This is a genomic window from Vibrio sp. B1REV9 (assembly GCF_905175395.2).
Taxonomy (GTDB): Bacteria; Pseudomonadota; Gammaproteobacteria; order Enterobacterales; family Vibrionaceae; genus Vibrio; species Vibrio alfacsensis.
Window position 1 is genome coordinate 1,407,836 of the sequence record NZ_HG992745.1, and the last position, 21,635, is coordinate 1,429,470.

Consider the following 21,635-nt stretch of genomic DNA (forward strand, 5'->3'; position numbering starts at 1 on the left):
ATGAATAAAAAAGTCTTATTTATCCCGTTGGTGGCTTTTATGGTTTTGGCGGGCATCTTCGCAACTCAGTTGGTTCGCAACCAAGAGGGCGATGACCCAACGAAACTAGAGTCTGTACTTGTTGGTAAACCCGTACCGAAGTTTCACTTAGAAGACTTAGCGGAACCTGGTAAGCAATATGACCAGTCGATTTTTAAGGGCGAACCTTTGCTACTCAATGTTTGGGCAACGTGGTGCCCAACCTGTTACGCAGAACACAAGTACCTAAATGAATTGGCGGGCAACGGCGTGAAGATCATCGGTATGAATTATAAAGATGATCGTAATAAAGCGATTGGCTGGTTGAACGATCTTGGCAACCCATACCTGATTAGTCTGTTTGATGGCAGCGGTATGCTTGGTCTGGATCTTGGCGTATACGGCGCGCCGGAAACATTTGTTATTGATGCAAATGGAGTCATTCGTTACCGCCATGTTGGTGATGTGAATCCACGCAATTGGGCGGAAACGCTAGAACCGCTTTATACCCAATTGGTTGAGGAGGCGAAGCAATGAAAAAGTTTATCTTAGCCGCTTTCGCCGCGATGACATTTTCGATTGCTGCTCATGCAGCGATCGAGGTGTATGAGTTTGATAATTTGCAGCAAGAGCAGCAGTTCAAAGAGCTTGGGCACACCTTGCGCTGCCCTAAATGTCAGAACAATACGATTTCAGACTCTAATGCTGAACTCGCGCAAGACTTACGTCATAAGGTTTATGAAATGACCAAAGAGGGTAAGTCTAAAGACGAGATTGTTGACTATATGATTGCTCGCTACGGCAACTTCGTGACTTACAATCCTCCGTTCACTATGGCGACGGCCATTTTGTGGCTTGGTCCATTTGCGGTTGTTTTAGGTGGTTTTGGCTTGATCGTACTACGTAGCCGCAAGTCAAAAGCGCTGGCTGCACAAGATAGTGAAGAAGACTGGGACGCAGAGAAAGAAGCGCGCCTTAAATCACTACTTGAAGAAGAGAATAACGGAGATAAGAAGTAATGACTCTATTTTGGATTGCTACCGTTGTTCTTACGCTTGTCGCATGTGCACTGATTGCATTACCGATACTCAAGCAAAAAGCCAACAACGATGAAGTGTTGCGTGATGAGCTAAACAAAGCGTTTTATAAAGACCGTCTTTCAGAACTTGAAGAAGAAACCGATGAAGGTTTGGTTGAGAGCCAAGATGAATTGATTTCTGATTTGAAGCAGTCTTTGCTAGATGATATCCCAAGTGAAAAAGTGCAGGGTGAAACTAAAGTCTCGCCAATGGCGGTTTTGATTCCATCTGTAGTGCTGACGGTGGCATTAAGCTATGGCTTGTACTTCAAATTTGGCGCATCACAAGATGTGATTCAATGGCAGGAAGTCACTTCCAATCTTCCGGAGTTGTCTAAGAAGTTGATGTCTGCTTCTTCTCAGCCATTAAGCGAAGATGAAATGGCTGATTTGTCTTTGGCATTGCGTACCCGTCTGCATTACCAGCCAGAAGACTCTACCGGTTGGTTATTATTGGGGCGTATTGCGCTAGCAAATCGTGATGTAACCACAGCTATAGATGCGATGGAGAAATCGTACAAGTTGGATCCGAAAGATCCTGATGTTCAGCTTGGTTACGCACAAGCCCTTATGTTGTCACAAGACGATATGGATCAAGCGACGGCACGTTCATTACTTGGCAAACTGATGCAGCAAGATTACGTTGATTTACGTGTCTTCTCACTGCTTGCGTTTGACGCATTTGAACGTCAAGATTTCCCTGCGGCGATTAAGTACTGGGGTATCATGCAGCAAATGATTGGTCCAGAAGACAGCCGCTATGAGATGTTAGGTCGCAGCATTGAAAGTGCGCGTAAGCAGATGGGCGAAGCCGTTTCTCCAGATAAGAGTGTTGCAGTTACGATTAATGTGGCACCGGAAGCGCAATTGGATCCCAATGCAGTGCTGATTGTGTCTGTTCATCGTGCTGATGGTTCGCCAATGCCAGTGGCGGCAGCTCGTTACCCGTTAGGCACATTCCCTCGTACTGTGGTACTTGACGATGGCAATTCGATGATAGAAGGCCAAAAACTTTCGTCGTTAGACAAGCTTTTAGTACGTGTGCGTGTCGATTCTGATGGTAACGTTGCAACGCGTGATAAAGATTGGCACGGTGAGAGCGAAGCGGTTGAGTTTGGTCAGCCAGTTGATGTGACAATTGATAAACAGTATCAATAATTCACGTTCGACTCTGATATATGACACTTTGTGATTATCAGGTCGGATTTGTGGTATGACTAAGACCGATCGAGTAGAATGATTAAGGCCAGCATTAGCTGGCCTTTATTTTAATAGTCGTATGGAACACAGAATGTATAACAAGGGTAAATCCATCTTGTTGTTGCTGTTTGCAGTTGGGCTGGCAGGGTGCTCAACCGCACCAGACAAAGCAGTAACAGAAGACAATGAAACAAATCAGGCGACTGCGGATGTTTATGATCCGTTAGAGAGCTTTAACCGTGCGATGTGGGATATCAACTACGATTATCTAGACCCGTACTTGGTTCGCCCTGTTTCACTGGCGTATGTTGGGTATACGCCCGTTCCAATTCGTTCTGGTATCGCTAATTTTCTCGCAAACTTAGATGAACCAGCGAGCGTGGTGAACAACCTTATCATGGGTAACGGCGGCAAAGCGGTCGATCATTTCAACCGTTTTTGGATCAACTCGACGTTTGGTATTTTGGGGGTCTTCGACATTGCAACCGCCGCCGGTATCACGAAATATGATAACAAAGAGTTTAGCAGCGTAGTGGGGCACTATGGCGTTGGTAACGGTCCTTACTTTATGATCCCTGGTTATGGTCCATATACACTACGTGAAGTGACAGATACCGTCGATGGTATGTATGTTCCGCTATCTTACCTCAACTTTTGGGCTGGTCTTGGTAAGTGGGCGCTAGAGGGGATGGAGAAACGTGCTTTATTGGTGCCACAAGAAGCTCAACTGGAAACATCACCAGATCCATACGTATTGACGCGTGATGTGTATATTCAGAGACAAGACTTTAAGGCGGAAATCAACAATACGGATGACGTCGATGAAGATGAAGAAGCGTACTTAGATGAGTATCTAGAAGAAGATTTCTAATACACAATAAGTAACAAGAATTCGTATCAAACAAAAAGGCTTAGCATTCGCTAAGCCTTTGTTTTATCAATCGGTTCTATTCAAAAATTAGAACGTGTAGTTCGCTTGAACACCAATTAGCCAAACGTTGCCCGTCACTTCACCTTCGAATTTACCACCGAATGCTGCGGCAGCGTTGTCAGAAGAATCACGAGGCTCGCTGATTGGTGCATCTTTAGCAAAGATGTAAGTAAAACCAGCGTCTAGAGTTAGGTTCTTAGACCACTCGTAACCTGCGCCAACACTTAGCCATACGCGGTCCGTCTCTGGAATTGTTGTAGTACGGTATTTGTCATCAACGGCTGACATATCGTAAGCAACGCCTGATCGCAGCGTCCATTTTTGGTCAAGTTGATAGGTTGTACCTACAGCAAAGCGGTAGTTGTCTTTCCAATTTTCAGTTTTTACTAATTGGTCTGATTTATCGCCAAACTCCGGAATATTAGCCACTAGCTCTTTAAAGCTGCTCCAATCTGTCCAGTTGATGCTTGTGTGAATCGCAAGTTGATCATTTAGTTGGTGGAAGCTTGCTAGTTCTGCGGTAGCAGGGAGTGTTAGTTCCATTGAGCCGTTGTAGCGTGGTTTAACAACTGGCGCTACAAGATTGAAGCCTAGACCTTCCGCACGTCCTTGAAGATTTAATTCAACTTCAGATTTGTAAGCAAAACCAATGCGATTGTTGTCATTGATTTGCCACGCAGCACCGATTTGCCAACCCCATGCTTTGTCGTCACCTTCCATATACTTAAGTGTTTTGCCAGCTAGTGGTTTCATTTGAGGAGGCATGACAGCGCCAATACTACCATCCGCCATGATGTAACGAACACCACCACCAATGCTTAGTTGTTCGTTCAGTTTGTAGGCCGCATTTAGGTTTGCTTCCATCGAGAACACACTCGCTTGGTTACCAAAGTTTGCCGCGGCAAAATCTTTACCTAGGTCGGTTTCCATGCCGTAGTTGGTGCCAAGTGCAAAACCAACCGCTAGCTTGTCATTGTATTGATGAGAAAGGTAAAAGTTTGGAATGATGGCATCATGGGCAAAGTCGTGTGAGCTTGCTGGATGCAGGCCATCGATATAAGTCGATGTACCATCCACATCAATATTAGGGTTTACATAAATCGCACCAACAGACACCTGTGTACCTTCTAGGTAAGTCAGCATTGCAGGGTTGCGCCACTGTGAGCTTGCGTTATCTGCCATTGCTGCTTCACCTGCGTATGCACGGCCTAGACCAGTCGCAGAATATTCTGCAAGTTGGAAGCCTGCCGCATTGGCGATACCAGAAGCGCTAAGTAGGCTGAATGCCACTGCTGTAGATAGGAGAGTCTTGTTGGTTTTCATTGTAATGTTCGCTGAGTAATTTATAACGTGGAGCGAAAGTTTACGCTTAGAGTTATTACTTTAAAAATGAGATTCCGCCCTTGGTTGTTTTTTGAAATATATAACCATAAAATCTAAATTTTTTGGCATATAAAACTAATCGTAACGGGAGTGTAAAGAAATTTCAGCGAACAGCTGTGAGGTATAAAGGTGGTTTTTGATTACACTTGTACGCTTAAATACAGTGAATGGAATTGAATAGATAAGAAAAAAGGCTGGAATACCAGCCTTTTATATAGAGAGTGCTTATATTAGCTATCAGCGCAGAGCTTAGAAGCTGCGGCTGTATTGTAAGCCGACTAGGATTGCATCAGCTTGAGTTGTAGCATTTACTGACGTAGCCGTGAGGTTACCTACTTTAATTGATTCTTCTACATCAACTTTATCACCCATTAGGTAAGTAAAGCCAAAGTCAACGTTAGATTTGGTATCAATATGGTAGGTGAAGCCTGCAGATAGCCATTGACGATCGGAATCTGGTACAGAAATTGAAGTCAAACTATCTTGTGCACTTGTGTCGTACATGTAACCCGTACGTAGCGTCCAATCGTTGTTTAGGTAGTAAGTACCGCCGATCGCGTAGTGCCAGCCATCTTGCCATTGGTAATCTTTATCATATGCACCACTAGAACCACCGATAGGTGAAGATGAAGCGTCTAAATTACGGAATTCGATTTTCTCAAACGCACTCCAGCCGATGTACTGGATAGAGTAGTGAACCGCAAATTTAGTATCTTCAATTTTGTGGTAACCAGAGAATTCTGCAATGTCTGGCAATGGGAGCGTGATTTTTTGGCCTTTATCGTCTTTCGCTTCAAACTCTGGACTGTAGCGGTAAGCAAAACCAAAACGGTTATTTTCATCTAATTCGTAGACTGTACCTACGTTAAAGCCAACTGCAAAACCATCAGCTTTGTCAACGTTTAGTGCGTAAGGAGCAGCACCAAAAATACCAGGGTTACCGCGCTTCATTGTACCTTGGCCGTAGATTAGATCTAAGCCTGCGCCAAAGCTCCATTGATCGTTTAGACGATATGAACCAGCAAGGCCAAAGTTGAAGCTCTTAACATCTGTTAGACCGCCGTACTCAGATGCAATGTAGTCATCTGAAAATTCAGTTTTAGTACCAAAGTTTGAGTAAGCATTCACACCCCAAGCAAATTTTTCATTAACAGGAACAATGAGGTGGATGTTTGGTGCGATTGATGTACCGCCTACGTCATCTGTATCGGGAACATCTGCTACGATAGGTGGCTTTCCACCTAACATAGGTAAATTATTACGATATGTTGCATCTTTCACTTCGATCATTGAAGTAATGCTTTCAAAACCAAGAGATAGCTCCATTTTATCAAATAGAGCCATTGCTGCAGGGTTACGTGCCATTACAGAAGCGTTATCTGCAATTACCGCATCACCTGCGAATGCACGACCGATACCAGTCGCTGATTGTGCGTTTAGCTGGAAACCAGCTGCCATTGCTTGACCAGATGCCATTGCAACCGTCACTGCTAGGAGAGTCTTTTTGAACAGACGCGTATTCTGAGTCATTTCTTATTCCTTATTAATTTCGTCTCTTTGGACGATAAGTTGAGCTTTTGCTCAGTGGCGCAGATAGTAGTATTAAGATTAATAAAGACAAATCCGACCATTGGATAAAATTGAATAAAAATTGCGGAAATGATGTCTAACAGCGGGGATATTGCATCTAAAGTGCATAAATTAGAGTTATAGCTCTAAGTGTAAGAGGTGTGATGAATGTTTTGGCGGTGAATAATAAGAAAACGCCATCAAGTTTCTAACTTTGACGGCGTTTAATGACTGTTCGCGGATATTAAGGCATTTTAGGACATTGGTTTGATGAGAGGGAGGATCTTAGCTGCAATAGCTTCTACATCTTCACCTTTTTCACCAACGAGAATCATACTTGTGTTTCCTATTGGCTCAACAACACCTGTCATTCCATCCTTATTAAATGCTTTTGCATTGTCACTTTCGATCCCCGTTAAGAACAGAGTGACTTTGCCATATTGCCCCTGGAAAACCATGTGTAATGCATTGGAATCACCGAATCCGCAATGATTGAGGTAATACACGTGGTAAGGAAATCCATTGGTAAACTGATAATCAAACGGTGACATTTTAGCGTTGATTTGTGCGCTCGGAACGTTTTCATCGAGGTGGCGAATAAATGCTTCTTCGTGAACGACATGTTTAATAGCGGTATCCGCTAAGCTCGCGTGTGCCGGTGGAATAATGAGGCTTCCCCAGTTTATTTGGCCAATCAGCAGTCCTGCGGTAAACGCAACTGATGCTGCCAATGCCATGGCTTTGCGAGCAAAGTTTGGTTTAAGGATTTTCTCATCATCTAGCGCGCTCGATGTTTGGCTGAACAAGATCTTATCTGCTAAGTCTTCTGGCACATCGATGTTCATCGCTTGCTTTATTTTTAGGTCGAGATCCAAAACGTCGTCAACAAACTTACTGTTCGTTTCGTTTTCAGCCATCACTTGTGATAGCGCTTCGTCTTTTTGTTTTGGATCCGACAAAATACGACGACGAAATTCTAAATCATCCATTCTTTTGCCCTCTTTGAGTATTTTGAGAATCCAACATCTCTTTTAATTGATTACGTGCTCGGAAAAGGCGAGTCATGACCGTGTTTTTGTTGAGCTCTAAGATCTCTCCGATCTCTTCACCGCTGAACCCTCCAACAACTTGCAAGAATAGCGGTTCACGATAATCCACATCCAGCTTCATGATCTGAGCTTGCAGCCATTCCTGTTGATGATGAGGATCATCGTTGACTTTGGCATCATTGCCATAATCATCGATATCCACCAAATCAAATTGTTTTCGTTCAAATCGGCGAGCATTTTCTCGTCTTAATATGGTGATAAGCCAAGATTTCGCTGCTTTTTCATCTTGAAGACTGTCGAGTGATTTCCAAGCGCGCAAACAGGTTTCTTGCACTAAATCTTCTGCAATCGCTTTATCTCGACATAGCCAGTAGGCATAGCGATATAAATCTCGGTGATAGCCTCTAACGAGCGCTTCGTATTTTCTTTGTCTGTCCATATCAGAGTTGACCGGACTGTCGGAATTTTTCTTTCCGAATATTTTAAAAATTGCCACAGGAGCCTCCGTCTTGCTCTGTGAGGTCTAAAATACTGACCGACATCCATACCATCAATTTTGTGTGCTCGTGATATACCAAACCATTTTTATTAAATTTGGTCGTCTGGGTTGCTTTGGTTGAGCACATTTATAAATGATGCCACCGAAAAGGGCATAATCACCATAAAATTGATCTATTTCAAATTTTGTCACAGTGAACGAGTTATAGTACATCTTGTCATCTAGTTAGTCATTACGACTGACATGTTGAGCAAGATGACACTTCCTTTTGAAGGCTGACTTTACTTTCTCCTAATCAGGAAACTGATTACTTTACAATTGGCGTAGGTTAATTGTTTTTATAGATATTCCGACCACACAATTTTGTGTGGTTTTTTTTTGCTTTCATTTTAGCTGTCCACAAGCTCACCCTAATCGAATTTCACATAATCTCTAACCCAACCGCCAGTCCAGTCGCTCACTTGTACCTTTTGGCAAACCGAGAACAAGAACAATACAACTACTTGCTTCACGTTTATTTAAACGCACGTTTGATAATTTTAACAAGTTGATTACAATGCATGAGGTCAGACCTCTTGTATTTAAGGAGAAACAATGGGCAAGCAGGAAGTGAAAACACGCCATGGTGAACGTGTTGCTATTGTCGCAGGGCTTCGAACCCCCTTTGCTCGTCAAAGCACGGAATTTAGCCAGGTTCCAGCGGTCGATTTAGGCAAAATGGTAGTGAGTGAAATGCTTGCTCGCACCGATATCGATCCTAAGTTAATTGAACAGGTTGTGTTTGGACAGGTTGTTCAAATGCCAGAAGCGCCAAACATTGCACGCGAAATAGTGCTAGGCACAGGAATGAATATCCATACAGATGCTTACAGTGTGACGCGCGCGTGTGCGACCAGTTTTCAAGCGGCCGTGAATGTGACGGAAAGTATCATGGCTGGCACCATTGATGTTGGTATCGCGGGTGGTGCGGACTCTTCTTCTGTATTGCCAATTGGCGTGTCGAAAAAACTTGCTGCGAACTTACTCGCTTTAAGTAAAACCAAAACATTCGGTCAAAAGCTTAACATTCTTAAAAATCTGAGCTTCAAAGACTTGATGCCAGTCCCTCCTGCTGTTGCTGAGTATTCCACTGGACTTTCAATGGGGCAAACCGCAGAGCAAATGGCCAAGTCCCATGGCATTACCCGTGCTGAACAAGATGCATTAGCGCATCGCTCTCATTCTCTGGCTTCTCAAGCGTGGAAAGATGGCAAGATCCAAGATGAAGTCATGACAGCATTCCCTGAACCATACAAAAAGTGGATCTCAGAAGACAACAACATTCGTCATGACTCCACACTCGAGGGGTACGCAAAACTTCGCCCGGCGTTTGACCGTCAATACGGCAGTGTGACGGCTGCAAACAGTACGCCGTTAACTGATGGTGGTGCGGCTGTTATGCTCATGCGCGAGGGCAAAGCGAAAGAGCTCGGCATGGAGATTCTCGGCTACATCCGTGGCTATGCATTCTCAGCGATTGGCGTGGAAATGGACATGCTGATGGGCCCGACATACGCGACGGCAAAAGTGCTGGAGAATACCGGCTTGGAGCTTTCAGATCTGACACTCATCGATATGCACGAAGCGTTTGCTGCTCAAGCTCTGGCGAATGTGAAAATGTTCGCGTCAGATGAATTTGCACAAGAACATTTAGGGCGTTCAAAAGCGATTGGTGAAATCGACATGGACAAGTTCAATGTTCTCGGGGGCTCAATTGCTTATGGTCACCCGTTTGCCGCAACGGGGGCGCGTATGATGACGCAAACCCTACGTGAATTAAAACGCCGTGGCGGCGGCCTAGCATTGAATACCGCCTGTGCCGCAGGTGGTCTTGGTGCAGCAATGATTCTGGAGGTTGAGTAATGAGCGAGCAAAATGCATTTAGTCTAAAAATTGATGAACAAAACATTGCTTGGCTTGCCATCGATGTTCCGAATGAAAAGATGAACACCTTGCAAGCGGCGTTCGCTGATGAGATGAAAGAGATCTTCGCTGAACTCAAAGACAGCTCTAACGTGAAAGGCATGATTGTTTACTCATTAAAACCGGATAACTTTGTGGCCGGAGCTGACGTTCGTATGCTTGATGCGTGTACAACAGCAAGTGAAGCGGAAGCATTAGCTAAACAAGGTCAAGATTTATTCCAGCAGCTTTCCGATTTGCCTTATCCGGTCGTAGCTGCGATCCATGGCCCTTGTCTTGGTGGTGGCTTAGAATTAGCGCTTGCGTGTGATTACCGTGTGTGTACGGATTCGGATAAAACCCGATTAGGCTTGCCAGAAGTGCAGTTAGGTTTGTTACCAGGCTCGGGCGGCACACAGCGTCTTCCTCGTTTAATTGGTTTACTTCCATCGCTGGATCTCATCCTCACAGGTAAGCAACTTCGTGCTAAAAAAGCAAAAAAACTTGGTGTGGTTGATGCCTGTGTTCCTGAGACGATTTTGCTTGATGTCGCGACGCAGTTTATTGAAAAAGGAAAGAACAAAGGCAGTAAAAAACAATCAACCAAAGAAAAATTGGTATCAGGAAGTGGGTTAGGACGTAAGTTTGTTTTTGAACAAGCGGCGAAAAAAGCGAATGAGAAAACACGTGGAAACTACCCAGCAATGCCAGCCATACTGGAAGTTATTCAGCATGGTCTAGAAAAAGGCTTTGCTCAAGGCCAAGAGTTAGAGGCAAAACGCTTTGGTGAGCTAGTGATGAGTTCAGAGTCAAAAGCACTGCGCTCGATCTTTTTCGCAACCACAGAAATGAAGAAAGAAAACGGTACGGATGCTGAACCAGCATCTATCAGCAAAGTTGGAGTATTGGGTGGTGGCCTAATGGGGGCAGGCATCAGTCATGTCTCTGTAGCTAAAGCAAAAGTGCCTGTACGAATCAAAGATGTGAGCAATGATGGTGTACTCAACGCGTTAAGTTACAACTACAAGTTGTTTGAAAAGCAGCGTAAGCGCCGCATTCTTTCAAAAGCGGAGTTACAAGCGAAAATGCTACAACTTTCTGGGGGCGTAGATTTTACGAGTTTTAATCATATTGATGTGGTTATCGAAGCCGTTTTTGAAGATCTTGACCTTAAGCAACAAATGGTGGCGGACATAGAAGCCAATGCTAAACCTGAAACCATCTTTGCAACGAATACATCCTCATTGCCAATACATAAAATTGCCGAGAAAGCGGAGCGACCAGAAAACATTGTGGGTTTGCATTACTTTAGTCCGGTAGAAAAAATGCCGTTGGTTGAAGTTATCCCGCATGAAACCACCTCGGATGAAACCATTTCTACTGTGGTGGCGTTGGCGAAAAAACAAGGTAAAACGCCAATCGTGGTTAAAGATAAAGCAGGCTTTTATGTGAACCGCATTCTTGCGCCTTACATGAATGAAGCGGCGCATATCTTGTTGGCAAATGAGCCAATTGAGCAGCTAGATGGTGCACTTCTGGATTTTGGTTTCCCTGTTGGGCCAATCACACTGCTTGATGAAGTAGGGGTGGATATTGGGGCGAAGATCATGCCAATTTTGGTCAATGAGCTAGGTGAGCGTTTCCAAGGCCCAGATGTATTTGATACGTTACTCAATGATGGTCGTAAAGGGCGTAAAACCGGTAAAGGCTTCTATACCTACAAAGGTAAGAAAAAAGAAGTGGATAAATCCGTGTATAAACTACTTAACTTAACGCCAGAATCGAAATTAAGTGATACCGATATCGCACTGCGTTGTGTACTGCCAATGCTAAATGAGGCGGTACGCTGCTTGGATGAGGGAATCATCCGCTCTCCGCGTGATGGCGACATTGGTGCAATTTTTGGTATTGGCTTTCCACCGTTTCTTGGCGGCCCATTCCGTTACATGGATCAATTCGGTTTGAAAGAACTGGTTGAGAAAATGAATGAGTTTGCATCGAAATATGGCGATCGTTACGCACCATGTGACGGTCTTCTGACCCGCGCAGGTGAAGAACGTAATTTTTACGAATAAGTGAGTTTTCTTTAAAGCATGATACAAAAGGCTAGCGGGTTGCTAGCCTTCCTTTTGGTAACGCAATATGCCACATCAATCTTAGTTAATAACTGGTTATTCTCGCCTGTTATAACGCACGAGGACTTCGTTTAAACTTATGATGGTAGAACCGCTATGTATCGAAAGTTTCAGTCTCGTTTTCAAGTGTTTTTCTATACTAACTTTGAGCACTTACTCGCTGTTATTGGCAGCAATATTACTTTTTCTTGTCTTTTTTATCTTTATCATGGCCTTTGCCAGGATTGTCATTACCATGCACGCTAGCGTTGCCTTTGTGGTCTTTGTCGTGCTTTTTAGATGAGCAGTCGTCAGATTTTACGGATACGTTGTCACCATCTAAACGTAAACAGTCTTCGCTCAGTTCAAAACCATCTCCTTTAATCGTAATGTCAGCATAAGCTGGTGCAAGTGGCATTAACATCGCAGTCAGTAAAAGTAGTTTTTTCATCATATCCTCGTGCTTGCGTATAAATTGAACAATGTAATTAAAGCAGAAGCGTATCTTTGACGTTTACCATTTTACGCCATTAATATCAGATATCCCCATTTACCCTAGTCCGGTATCTTTTGGTCGCAACTGAAACTCGTCTATTGAGCCTATTTCTTGCCCAAGATTGATGCGCGGTGCATCTTCGTGAGCGATACCTTGGGTGTGCATTACTAAGCGGTTGGCAGTGCGAGGTTTGAGTTCATTGACGACAAATCGAATCATATCGCTGCGAGATAAGGTTTTTAGCTCTTCTAATACTTTCTCACGCTGGTTAAATTCTGTGTCTTTGTTACCAATAGCGACCCATAAACGCTGTGCTCTGCCTCTTAGCGTGGTGTCCGGTGTGGCAATTTGGTTCCAAAGGCCTCGTTTACTGCTGTGCCATTGGTAATCATTGAGCTCTAGCAATACCATATAAAATGCGTTTAAAAATTCATCAATGGATGTTACCAGTTCTGCGGGAGCGGCATTTGGTGACTGCACATAGAGCACAATACCTGGATGTCGATTTAATGGCATATTGCCCGTTCCGACCATATAGCCTAGCTGTTGCTTGGTTCTAATTTCGTGGAAAAACGTTGCCGACATTAGATGGTTTGCGAGCGAGTACAATGCAATATTTCGGGGTTCTGTATTGGTACATTGGTAATAAAGAACCACGGCTGAATCTTGCTGATTGCAATTTACTTCACGCTGAAAACTGCCGCTATCACCAAGCATCACCAATGGACGTAGGGCTTCTTCATAGCGTTGCTCTTTCACTCGTAACGCGTTTTTGAGTGTGGTCGCCATGTCATGAGCTTGTTGACGTTGCCAATCACCATACACGAACATTTCCACATGTAATTCTGCCAAAATGGATTCAACAAATACGGAAAGTTCATCCACTTCGATATCTTCTAGCGCTTCAATGAGAGTCGCATAGGGTGGGTTGTTCGGTTGCAGCAACCCCGTTAATGCGTTAAAAAGCTGTGAAATTGGGCGATCTTGGGATGAATTTCGCCAATTTCGCAATAACTGCTGCTTAATCGTTTCGAAGCGAGTTGGGTTGAACTCTCTCGCGGCAAAACGCTGTAAAATCACTTCCAACAGTTGAGGTAGCTTCTGACTAAAACCGGATAGTGTGAGCGTTACGCCCCCTTGGTGAGCGTACATGTTATAGCCCATCCCCGCGATTTCTGCTTGATAAGTTTCTTGAGCGAGGGAGTCCAAGAACATCTCAACACAAAGTCGGGTTTTCACGATGTTCTTGGGTGAGGCGACAGCATGTGAGCTATCAATGGCGACGTACAATACGCCTTTTGGCACTCGGAACTCGTCATCCTGTAAGTGCCAAAGTCGGAACCCCTCCAAATCTTCCACTAACTCGGGTAAGGTTCCGCCATTTTCAAATGGGCGAGGGTCGAGTTCGTAACAAATGTACGGGTTTTTTTCTGGCAAGAGGAATTGCCAACTTGGATCAATCTGTTGATAGAAGCGTCGTTGTTCGTCACTAAATGCAGTGACTGAGTAAGGGGTGAAGTACCATTGCGCAGTGCGGTTATATTTAAGATTTTTCGCAATCAATGTGGCACGCACGTTTTCAACGCTTAGGTATTGTAATAGTGACTGTTGTAGTTCTTCATCATACCCTGCCATTTTGTAGTCACCATACATGGTGTCTTCTGGCAAATAATGCTGCATGTTGATCACGAGATGACTGACTAAATCGAGCGGTCGAGAGGCTTCTTGAAAGCGGAATGCCGATTCAAGCACCGCTTGCTTTTCAAGATAACGCCATTCATTCATGCCATCTTGTTTGATCATTGAAAGGTATTGGAACACAGCCTGAATGATGTCATCGACATGTTCCAATCCTACTGGAGTAAGTGTACAACTGACTGTGAAATCGCGATAATTGCTGCCACTTGCTCCCCCTCCGGCAGACAGAGAAGTAATCCAACCTTTGTTTTTTAGTTGCAGCATTAAACTGCCATCGCCTTCATAACCAAGTAAGTGAGCAAAATAGGAAAGGGGTTTTATGCTGTAGTATTGATCCATCCCCGGCATAGGGAATGTTAAAATGAGTTTCCGAAACTCTTTGACCGGTTCGACTTGAACCAAGATGCCTGTGCTGCCAAGAGTTTCATCTGAATTGCCTGGGATACTATCTGTCTTTCCTTGGGTACTCGCTGAACCTCTTTGGTCACAAGCTGAATCTTTTTGGATACAAATAGGTACATCAATGGTTTTTCCACGCAACTGATGGTTGGTAATACCAGCAAACATGCTCTCGACCCAAGCTTGTAATTCATCAAGCGATTGTGGGCCGAATAACGTTAGAGTCATTAAGTCTGCGGAATATTCATTGCTATGAAAGTGAACAATTTCATCACGAATTGATTGTCCATCGCGATCGCCCAATGTTTCTAAGTTACCCACGGAGAACTTAGCAAATGGATGATCAGGGTTGACGATCTCTTTATTAACTTGGTAGAGGCGGCGAGAATCATCATTGAGTTTCAATTTGTACTCAGATTCTACGGCTTGGCGTTCTTTATCGAGCGCTTCTTCGTTGAATAACGGTGCGGTAAAAAATTGACTGAATCTGTCGAGTGCGATTTCAAATGCGTTTGGATTCACATCGAAGAAAAAACAGGTGTGCTCTGTCCCCGTCCACGCATTGTTTGTTCCACCATGTTGGCTAATATAGCTTTGAAATTCGCCTACTTTAGGGTATTTTTCCGTACCCAAAAAAAGCATGTGCTCTAAATAGTGGGCAAGACCTTGACGATCTTCGGGATCATCAAAGTGTCCTACATTCACTGCTAATGCTGCTGCCGACTGTTGAGCCGTGTCGGAATGAATCAGCAATACTCGCAGAGCGTTACTTAACGTAATGTAGCGGTATTGATTTGAATCGTTTGGACTTAAGTGCACGATGCGTCTCCAAGTTTCGCATTACAGTCATTATGAGTCCCATATAGGGACGGTGCAAAGTTTGCGCTTACGCAAATACGCTTACGCAAATACGCTTTGCTGAATTTTTGCTATTTGTATGTGTACTAAACCGTGGTATGCCGACTAAACCACGGTAAGTGTACAAAACAGCCCGATGGTTGTGTTTGGGTGGGCTATTTGAAGGAATGCACTGAGTTCATGTCATCTTCGTAGAATGTGATGAACTGAGTATATTCTTTTTAATAGATTGTTAAGAAAGTCGCTATCTTTGGCAAGCGAATTGATATAATTAACCAATAAATATATCAGTATTTTAGCCCAACTTTTTATAAAAGATAGCAGTCAACCTTTTGGTAGCGTTAGCTATCCATAGGAAATAACATGAAAATATTTATTTTGCGTCACGGTGAAGCCGAGCATTTTGCTGATACCGATGCAGAGAGAGCGCTGACTTCAAGAGGTCGAACAGAATCCGAAGCCGTCGCTAGAGCTTGCAAAGAGCAAGGTTTCTCCTCTTTCGATAAAGTGCTGGTCAGTCCTTACATTCGTGCACAGCAAACATGGCAAGAGATTAGTGTCCATTTTTCGTCGGCAAGCATTGTTACGTGTGACGATATCACGCCTTATGGCCAGTCTGACCAAGTCTTTGATTTTGCCAATGCATTGATTGAAGTGGAAAAGCTAGATTCGCTTCTTTTCGTTTCTCACTTACCATTGGTTGGCTATCTCACGTCTGAATTTGTGAAAGATATGACGCCCCCGATGTTCCCAACCTCTGGTTTGGTTTGCATTGAGTACGATCCTAAAACACAAAATGGCGCAGTGTTGTGGCACATCACGCCTTAAATCGCGCTGGGTGCACTAAGCAATCAGGTAGTTGAAAATTAAACCGGTACTTGAAAATTAAAAGGCAGGAAAATCCTGCCTTTGTCATTCTTATATGTCGGTCGTTTTTTTTGCTTAGTATTATTTTTCTGGAATAGAGAGTAAGACTAAGAGTGCGCCATCACCGCCAAATTCAAGTGGTGCTTGGTGAAATGCCATGACATCTGGGTGTTGAGCTAGCCAGAGTGGGGCTTTCTGCTTCAATATGTGCTTACCAATACCGTGTTGAACACACGCACAGTGCACTTCATTTTTTATGCAATAGGCGATCATGGCGCCTAGTTCACGTTTTGCTTCTTGCTGTGTCATGCCGTGCATATCAAGGAATACGTCAGGAACGTACACCCCACGACGTAGACGTTTCACTTCATAAGTGGATACGTCATCACGGGCATAGCGAGTTGGCCCCTCTTCATTTAAAAGTGGGACGAATTCGTCGGAAAAGTAAAATTCGGAGTCACTCGCTTCTCGGCTAGAACGCTTGATTTCTTTTTGCTTAGAATTTTTTTTTGGTTGCTGGATTATGGTATCCTGTCGCAACTTTTTTACGCCCTGTACTGCATCCTGAAATAAGGCGAAATCGTCATCGTGTTCGGTGTCTTTTTTGCTCATTAGGTAAACAATTTCATTTTTACAATTTATGGCAGTATTGTAGCGCTTTTCGGAGGCAATTTTGGATAAGATTTTTGTAGAAGAAGCGGTATCTGAGCTACATACCCTTCAAGATATGATTCGTTGGACAGTAAGTCGCTTTAATGCAGCGAACTTGTTCTTCGGTCATGGTACTGACAACGCGTGGGATGAGGCCGTTCAGCTAATCCTACCAACGCTATACTTGCCGATCGATGTGCCTCCGCATGTATTAAGTTCTCGTTTAACCACGAGCGAGCGTTTACGTATTGTTGAACGTGTAGTAAAACGCATTAACGAACGTACACCAACGGCGTACTTGACGAACAAAGCGTGGTTCTGTGGCCTTGAGTTCTTTGTTGATGAGCGCGTACTTGTGCCACGTTCACCAATCGGTGAGTTGATTCAAGCAGAATTCCAGCCTTGGTTGATTGAAGAACCTACTCGCATTATGGATCTATGTACAGGTAGCGGTTGTATCGCGATCGCGTGTGCACATGCTTTCCCAGATGCAGAAGTGGATGCGATTGATATTTCAACTGACGCACTGCAAGTGGCTGAGCAGAATGTTCAAGATCACGGCATGGAGCAGCAAGTGTTCCCAATTCGTTCAGATTTGTTCCGTGATTTACCAAAAGAGAAGTACAACCTGATCGTGTCGAACCCGCCATACGTGGACGAAGAAGACATGAATAGCCTACCAGAAGAATTTACGCACGAGCCTGAACTTGGCCTTGCTGCTGGTACGGATGGTTTGAAACTGGTTCGTCGTATTCTTGCTAATGCACCAGATTATCTAACGGATGACGGTATCTTGATCTGTGAAGTGGGTAACTCAATGGTTCACATGATGGATCAATACCCAGAAATTCCATTTACTTGGATCGAGTTTGAAAATGGCGGCCATGGCGTATTCATGATCACTCGTGACCAGTTGGTTGATTGTGCAGAAGAGTTCAAACTGTACAAAGACTAAGTCTGCACAAACAAGTCTGTAAAACCGACCAATCGAAACAAATAATAAAGACACCGAGCCATGCGCTCGGTGTTTTTTTATCTGCTTGTCACGAATTACGTCAATTTAAGGACTTTTGTTTTTTCAGTAAAAACAGGCTTTACATCAAAACGTAATGACGCCACTATGATTCTACGAAGAATTGATAAGCAGTTGCACTTTTGCTAAAGAGTGCGGCGACAATAATTTGAGGAAGTAATGGCAGGAAACAGTATCGGACAACATTTCCGCGTAACCACGTTCGGGGAAAGTCACGGTATCGCACTAGGATGTATCGTAGACGGATGCCCTCCAGGGTTGGAAATTACAGAAGCGGATCTACAAACGGATCTTGATCGTCGCCGTCCTGGCACATCTCGTTACACGACCCAGCGTCGAGAGCCAGATGAAGTCAAAATCTTATCGGGTGTGTTTGAGGGTAAAACGACAGGTACATCAATTGGTTTACTGATTGAAAACACCGATCAACGCTCTAAAGATTACTCAGACATTAAAGATAAGTTCCGTCCGGGACACGCTGATTACACTTACCATCAAAAATATGGCATTCGAGATTATCGAGGCGGCGGCCGTTCGTCAGCTCGTGAAACGGCAATGCGTGTTGCTGCTGGTGCCATTGCGAAGAAATACCTGAAAGACGAATTTGGTGTTGAAGTTCGTGCTTACCTGTCACAAATGGGTGATGTTTCCATTGATAAAGTCGATTGGAATGAAATAGAAAACAACGCGTTTTTCTGCCCTGATGCCGACAAAGTCGATGCTTTTGACCAACTGATTCGTGACTTGAAAAAAGAAGGTGACTCTATTGGTGCGAAAATTCGAGTGGTCGCAACCAATGTTCCTGTTGGACTCGGTGAACCCGTTTTTGATCGCCTAGATGCTGATATTGCGCACGCTCTAATGAGTATCAATGCGGTGAAAGGGGTTGAGATTGGTGACGGTTTTGATGTGGTCAAACAAAAAGGCAGTGAGCACCGCGATCCGCTCTCTCCTGATGGTTTTGGTAGTAATCATGCCGGGGGGATCCTTGGCGGAATTTCTACAGGTCAGGATATTGTTGCGAACATCGCGCTTAAACCTACATCAAGCATCACAGTACCGGGTGAGACCATTACTAAAGATGGTGAGCCAACGCAATTGATTACAAAAGGGCGTCACGACCCATGTGTGGGCATTCGTGCCGTGCCTATTGCTGAAGCGATGCTGGCAATTGTCGTTATGGACCACTTGCTACGCCATCGTGGTCAGAACCATGGCGTACAAACCGAAACGCCAAAGATCTAAGTTTGTATCTTAACTCGATATAAAAACAAAAGGCTGCTCAACGAGCAGCCTTTTTAATTTTAGTGCGTTTCTTGAAATACTGGGATTCGAATTAGTGAATCGACCCTTCGGTTTCCAAATTGAAAGATGGGAGACGCCATTTAAATCGAACTGCGGCCATGCGCAACATGTAACCTGTAATTAAGGTAACAATCGTTGCCGTCACATCTGGAACATTGAACTCTAATAGTGTTAAGTAAAGACCTGATGCAATCAGGGCGACAGAAGCATACAGCTCTTCGTGCAATACGAGTGGTGTTTGACGACAAATTAAATCACGTAGCAAACCACCGAATACTCCCGTTACCAAAGCAGAAACCATGCAGATACCAGGATGCAAGCCCATCCCAATCGCGACTTTGGTACCGATAATGCTAAATACGATTAAGCCTAGCGCATCCAAACGAATGAACAGGCCTTTGAACTTAATTACCCACTTCGCAAGGCCGGTAGTCAATACGCCAGCGATACAAGTGATCGCAAGAAACTCAGGATTTTTCACCCAGCCTAACGGGTAGTGGCCAAGCAAAATGTCACGTACGGTGCCACCACCGATTGCTGTCGCACTTGCAACCAACATAACACCAAACCAGTCCATTTTTCTTCGACCAGCACTTAATGCACCAGTCATGGCTTCAGCTGTGATACCGATGATATACAAGACACTTAGCAGCATAGGAGACACCCAAAAATCAAAATGCACTGCGATTTCGCTTGATGATTTAGCGAGCAGTGGCAAAACTTACAAACAAGATTTGAGCAATTTGATGCCCCAACCCCAAAAAATGGCATTTAAATGACGAAAAATTCGCCGTTGTTCCACTTAAAATAAGGCGTGAGTTTAGTGGGAAATGTGATCTGTGACGAATGAGAAATTATATGGAGAAAGCGGTTTTCAGATTAACTGAGCTAATAACCAAAACTGTTGTGCATCTTTACCTAACCTAGAAAAACAGCGACAATGCACCTTGCCTATCAATTTGAAGTACAGAATCGATGATCTCCCACGAATACCAAGACCTTATCACCATTTTTAACGATACCTTTCTTGAGTCTTTTAATACCCAATTAGAGCTCGGGGGGGATGAGCCAATTTACCTGCCAGCTGATGAGTTACATCCGCATCATCGGATTATTTTTGCTCGTGGCTTCTATGCATCGGCATTACATGAAATTGCACATTGGTGTGTTGCAGGCCCTGAGCGCCGTTTGCTTGAAGATTTCGGCTACTGGTATGAACCGGATGGTCGCACCGCAGAAGTGCAAGCAGAGTTCGAAAAAGTAGAGATTCGTCCTCAAGCTTATGAGTGGATTTTGGCCAAAAGTGCTGACTTCCCTTTTAATGTCAGTTGTGACAACCTACACGGCGATTTTGAACCCGATAGACTGGGCTTTATGCATAAAGTTCATTATGAAGTGCTAGGTATTCTAGCTGCGGGTCTTCCGCCGCGTGTTCAAATGCTGTCTGATGCGTTGCGTGCTTTCTATGGCATTCAACCTTTGGCAGAGTCAGATTTTATCGTTAAATAACCTCAGAGAAACACAATGATTATTGAATTTGAAGAAAAGCTGCTAGAACTGATTGATGCTCGCATTGAAACGGCATCAGATGATGAATTGTTTGCTGGTGGTTATTTACGTGGTCACATCTCTCTTTCTGCGGCTTCTTGCGAGGAAGAGGGGATTAACGACATTGCTGAGCTGAAGTCTCGTATTGAAAATAGCTTAGATCATGCTCGTTCAGAATTGACGCCAGCAGATCGTGTTATTGTCAATGATTTGTGGCAAGAGCTTCAAGCGCAAGCATAATGCTGCAGTGCGCGTGAAATAAACTCATTCGAATTATTTGAATCTCTCCTTAAAATTTTTGTGGTTGTAGCATGTTGGTTTGCCTCTTATTCTAATTGTTAGAGAAAGCAAACACAGGACAACAACCATGAAAATTATCGCATTCGGTGCTTCAACCAGCTCTACATCTATCAATAAAACACTGGCCACTTTTGCGGCAAATCTTGTCGACGGTGCAGAGGTTCAGGTATTGGACCTCAATAGCTACGATGTCCCTCTATTTAGTGAAGACAAAGAGAAAGAAATTGGCCAAGCCGATGGTGCAAAAGCATTTTTGAATGATATTGCATCGGCGGATGCGATAGTCGTTTCATTTGCAGAGCACAATGGCTCTTACTCTGCGGCATACAAAAATCTATTTGATTGGTCGACTCGTATCGAGCGCAATGTTTTCCAAAACAAACCTGCAATCTATCTTGCTACGTCACCGGGTCCTGGTGGCGCACAGACGGTGTTAGCAGCCGCAACGGGTTCAGCACCGTATTTTGGTGCAGAGGTTAAAGCTTCTCTTTCTGTACCAAGCTTCTATGACAATTTTGATTTAGAGACTGGTGAGTTCCGCAATGCCGAAATTGCTGAGCAGTTAAAAGCAGTCGTTGCTGCGTTGAAATAAGTGATAGATAAAGCTCTTTTCGTTTCGAGAGCAATGCAAAGTTTAACGCCTTAGTCATGGTCAATAATGACTAAGGCGTTTTTATGTTCGGGTATGAGACCGTATT

20 protein-coding genes are annotated in these 21,635 nt (G+C 44.0%); 12 read left to right on the plus strand and 8 right to left on the minus strand.

Translation table 11 applies throughout. The annotated features are described in order from the left end of the window. From KHN78_RS12055 to KHN78_RS12070, 4 genes are all read left to right on the plus strand, one after another. Nucleotides 1-555: a DsbE family thiol:disulfide interchange protein gene (locus KHN78_RS12055; protein ID WP_128810454.1), complete on the plus strand. Its 555-nt coding sequence runs from the start codon at nt 1-3 to the stop codon at nt 553-555. Continuing rightward, nucleotides 552-1,037: a cytochrome c-type biogenesis protein gene (locus tag KHN78_RS12060; protein WP_211916205.1), complete on the plus strand. Its 486-nt coding sequence runs from the start codon at nt 552-554 to the stop codon at nt 1,035-1,037. The genes KHN78_RS12055 and KHN78_RS12060 overlap by 4 nt, the downstream gene beginning before the upstream one ends. After that, nucleotides 1,037-2,254: a c-type cytochrome biogenesis protein CcmI gene (gene ccmI, locus KHN78_RS12065; protein ID WP_211916206.1), complete on the plus strand. Its 1,218-nt coding sequence runs from the start codon at nt 1,037-1,039 to the stop codon at nt 2,252-2,254. The genes KHN78_RS12060 and ccmI overlap by 1 nt, the downstream gene beginning before the upstream one ends. Nucleotides 2,255-2,387: 133 nt before the next feature. Beyond that, nucleotides 2,388-3,167, plus strand: a complete 780-nt coding sequence (locus tag KHN78_RS12070; protein WP_211916208.1) for a VacJ family lipoprotein — start codon at nt 2,388-2,390, stop codon at nt 3,165-3,167. A gap of 87 nt (nt 3,168-3,254) precedes the next feature. Here KHN78_RS12070 and KHN78_RS12075 read toward each other — a convergent pair whose 3' ends face one another. From KHN78_RS12075 to KHN78_RS12090, 4 genes are all read right to left on the minus strand, one after another. Next, nucleotides 3,255-4,550, minus strand: coding sequence for an outer membrane protein transport protein (locus KHN78_RS12075; protein WP_211916209.1), 1,296 nt, complete (start codon nt 4,548-4,550; stop codon nt 3,255-3,257). A 309-nt stretch (nt 4,551-4,859) separates the two neighbouring features. After that, entirely contained in the window at nt 4,860-6,140 is a 1,281-nt protein-coding gene (locus KHN78_RS12080; protein WP_119463434.1) for an outer membrane protein transport protein, read from the minus strand. Between the two features lie 293 nt (nt 6,141-6,433). Then, complete coding sequence (locus KHN78_RS12085) at nt 6,434-7,168, minus strand: DUF3379 domain-containing protein (protein ID WP_211916210.1); 735 nt, start codon at nt 7,166-7,168, stop codon at nt 6,434-6,436. Beyond that, nucleotides 7,161-7,667, minus strand: a complete 507-nt coding sequence (locus tag KHN78_RS12090) for a sigma-70 family RNA polymerase sigma factor (protein WP_411912347.1) — start codon at nt 7,665-7,667, stop codon at nt 7,161-7,163. The genes KHN78_RS12085 and KHN78_RS12090 overlap by 8 nt, the downstream gene beginning before the upstream one ends. A gap of 654 nt (nt 7,668-8,321) precedes the next feature. On the opposite strand from KHN78_RS12090, the gene fadI reads away from it, so the two are divergent. Together fadI and fadJ are read left to right on the plus strand one after the other, a co-directional pair. Beyond that, nucleotides 8,322-9,629 carry an acetyl-CoA C-acyltransferase FadI gene (gene fadI / locus KHN78_RS12095; protein WP_211916211.1) on the plus strand — a complete coding sequence of 436 codons (1,308 nt, stop codon included), beginning with the start codon at nt 8,322-8,324 and terminating at the stop codon, nt 9,627-9,629. Continuing rightward, on the plus strand, nt 9,629-11,743 hold the full coding sequence (fadJ, locus tag KHN78_RS12100; RefSeq protein ID WP_211916212.1) for a fatty acid oxidation complex subunit alpha FadJ: 2,115 nt from the start codon (nt 9,629-9,631) through the stop codon (nt 11,741-11,743). The genes fadI and fadJ overlap by 1 nt, the downstream gene beginning before the upstream one ends. 238 nt (nt 11,744-11,981) lie before the next feature. On the opposite strand, the gene KHN78_RS12105 is transcribed toward fadJ, so the two are convergent. Both KHN78_RS12105 and KHN78_RS12110 read right to left on the minus strand, forming a co-directional pair. Next, the gene (locus KHN78_RS12105) at nt 11,982-12,233 is read right to left on the minus strand and encodes a CG2 omega domain protein (RefSeq protein ID WP_128812250.1); all 252 of its coding nucleotides are present in this window, start codon (nt 12,231-12,233) and stop codon (nt 11,982-11,984) included. A gap of 99 nt (nt 12,234-12,332) precedes the next feature. Further along, the gene (locus tag KHN78_RS12110) at nt 12,333-15,194 is read right to left on the minus strand and encodes an insulinase family protein (RefSeq protein WP_211916213.1); all 2,862 of its coding nucleotides are present in this window, start codon (nt 15,192-15,194) and stop codon (nt 12,333-12,335) included. A 402-nt stretch (nt 15,195-15,596) separates the two neighbouring features. Between KHN78_RS12110 and sixA the strand changes: the two genes are divergently transcribed. Further along, on the plus strand, nt 15,597-16,061 hold the full coding sequence (gene sixA, locus KHN78_RS12115; protein WP_211916214.1) for a phosphohistidine phosphatase SixA: 465 nt from the start codon (nt 15,597-15,599) through the stop codon (nt 16,059-16,061). Between the two features lie 120 nt (nt 16,062-16,181). Here the strand turns inward: sixA and smrB are convergent, their stop codons facing one another. Next, on the minus strand, nt 16,182-16,712 hold the full coding sequence (gene smrB / locus KHN78_RS12120) for an endonuclease SmrB (RefSeq protein ID WP_211916215.1): 531 nt from the start codon (nt 16,710-16,712) through the stop codon (nt 16,182-16,184). A 61-nt stretch (nt 16,713-16,773) separates the two neighbouring features. Here smrB and prmB point away from each other — a divergent pair, with 61 nt between their 5' ends. Together prmB and aroC are read left to right on the plus strand one after the other, a co-directional pair. After that, nucleotides 16,774-17,706, plus strand: coding sequence for a 50S ribosomal protein L3 N(5)-glutamine methyltransferase (prmB, locus tag KHN78_RS12125; protein ID WP_128810465.1), 933 nt, complete (start codon nt 16,774-16,776; stop codon nt 17,704-17,706). A gap of 237 nt (nt 17,707-17,943) precedes the next feature. Continuing rightward, the gene (aroC, locus tag KHN78_RS12130) at nt 17,944-19,029 is read left to right on the plus strand and encodes a chorismate synthase (protein WP_211916216.1); all 1,086 of its coding nucleotides are present in this window, start codon (nt 17,944-17,946) and stop codon (nt 19,027-19,029) included. A 91-nt stretch (nt 19,030-19,120) separates the two neighbouring features. On the opposite strand, the gene KHN78_RS12135 is transcribed toward aroC, so the two are convergent. Next, the gene (locus KHN78_RS12135) at nt 19,121-19,744 is read right to left on the minus strand and encodes a trimeric intracellular cation channel family protein (RefSeq protein ID WP_211916217.1); all 624 of its coding nucleotides are present in this window, start codon (nt 19,742-19,744) and stop codon (nt 19,121-19,123) included. Between the two features lie 323 nt (nt 19,745-20,067). Between KHN78_RS12135 and KHN78_RS12140 the strand changes: the two genes are divergently transcribed. The 3 genes from KHN78_RS12140 to KHN78_RS12150 all read left to right on the plus strand — a co-directional run bounded on the left by KHN78_RS12140 (nt 20,068) and on the right by KHN78_RS12150 (nt 21,529). Further along, the gene (locus KHN78_RS12140) at nt 20,068-20,598 is read left to right on the plus strand and encodes an elongation factor P hydroxylase (protein ID WP_211916543.1); all 531 of its coding nucleotides are present in this window, start codon (nt 20,068-20,070) and stop codon (nt 20,596-20,598) included. A gap of 15 nt (nt 20,599-20,613) precedes the next feature. Next, nucleotides 20,614-20,877 (plus strand): YfcL family protein, encoded by a 264-nt coding sequence (locus KHN78_RS12145; RefSeq protein WP_211916218.1) that lies wholly within the window; start codon nt 20,614-20,616, stop codon nt 20,875-20,877. A gap of 127 nt (nt 20,878-21,004) precedes the next feature. After that, complete coding sequence (locus tag KHN78_RS12150) at nt 21,005-21,529, plus strand: NADPH-dependent FMN reductase (protein ID WP_128810469.1); 525 nt, start codon at nt 21,005-21,007, stop codon at nt 21,527-21,529. The last annotated feature ends 106 nt before the right edge of the window (nt 21,530-21,635 follow it).

Coding starts and splice junctions, on each gene's coding strand:
- KHN78_RS12055 (WP_128810454.1), top strand. CDS start 1: ATGAATAAAAAAGTCTTATTTATCCCGTTGGTGGCTTTTATGGTTTTG.
- KHN78_RS12060 (WP_211916205.1), top strand. CDS start 552: ATGAAAAAGTTTATCTTAGCCGCTTTCGCCGCGATGACATTTTCGATT.
- ccmI (WP_211916206.1), top strand. CDS start 1,037: ATGACTCTATTTTGGATTGCTACCGTTGTTCTTACGCTTGTCGCATGT.
- KHN78_RS12070 (WP_211916208.1), top strand. CDS start 2,388: ATGTATAACAAGGGTAAATCCATCTTGTTGTTGCTGTTTGCAGTTGGG.
- KHN78_RS12075 (WP_211916209.1), bottom strand. CDS start 4,550: ATGAAAACCAACAAGACTCTCCTATCTACAGCAGTGGCATTCAGCCTA.
- KHN78_RS12080 (WP_119463434.1), bottom strand. CDS start 6,140: ATGACTCAGAATACGCGTCTGTTCAAAAAGACTCTCCTAGCAGTGACG.
- KHN78_RS12085 (WP_211916210.1), bottom strand. CDS start 7,168: ATGGATGATTTAGAATTTCGTCGTCGTATTTTGTCGGATCCAAAACAA.
- KHN78_RS12090 (WP_411912347.1), bottom strand. CDS start 7,667: ATGGACAGACAAAGAAAATACGAAGCGCTCGTTAGAGGCTATCACCGA.
- fadI (WP_211916211.1), top strand. CDS start 8,322: ATGGGCAAGCAGGAAGTGAAAACACGCCATGGTGAACGTGTTGCTATT.
- fadJ (WP_211916212.1), top strand. CDS start 9,629: ATGAGCGAGCAAAATGCATTTAGTCTAAAAATTGATGAACAAAACATT.
- KHN78_RS12105 (WP_128812250.1), bottom strand. CDS start 12,233: ATGAAAAAACTACTTTTACTGACTGCGATGTTAATGCCACTTGCACCA.
- sixA (WP_211916214.1), top strand. CDS start 15,597: ATGAAAATATTTATTTTGCGTCACGGTGAAGCCGAGCATTTTGCTGAT.
- smrB (WP_211916215.1), bottom strand. CDS start 16,712: ATGAGCAAAAAAGACACCGAACACGATGACGATTTCGCCTTATTTCAG.
- aroC (WP_211916216.1), top strand. CDS start 17,944: ATGGCAGGAAACAGTATCGGACAACATTTCCGCGTAACCACGTTCGGG.
- KHN78_RS12135 (WP_211916217.1), bottom strand. CDS start 19,744: ATGCTGCTAAGTGTCTTGTATATCATCGGTATCACAGCTGAAGCCATG.
- KHN78_RS12145 (WP_211916218.1), top strand. CDS start 20,614: ATGATTATTGAATTTGAAGAAAAGCTGCTAGAACTGATTGATGCTCGC.
- KHN78_RS12150 (WP_128810469.1), top strand. CDS start 21,005: ATGAAAATTATCGCATTCGGTGCTTCAACCAGCTCTACATCTATCAAT.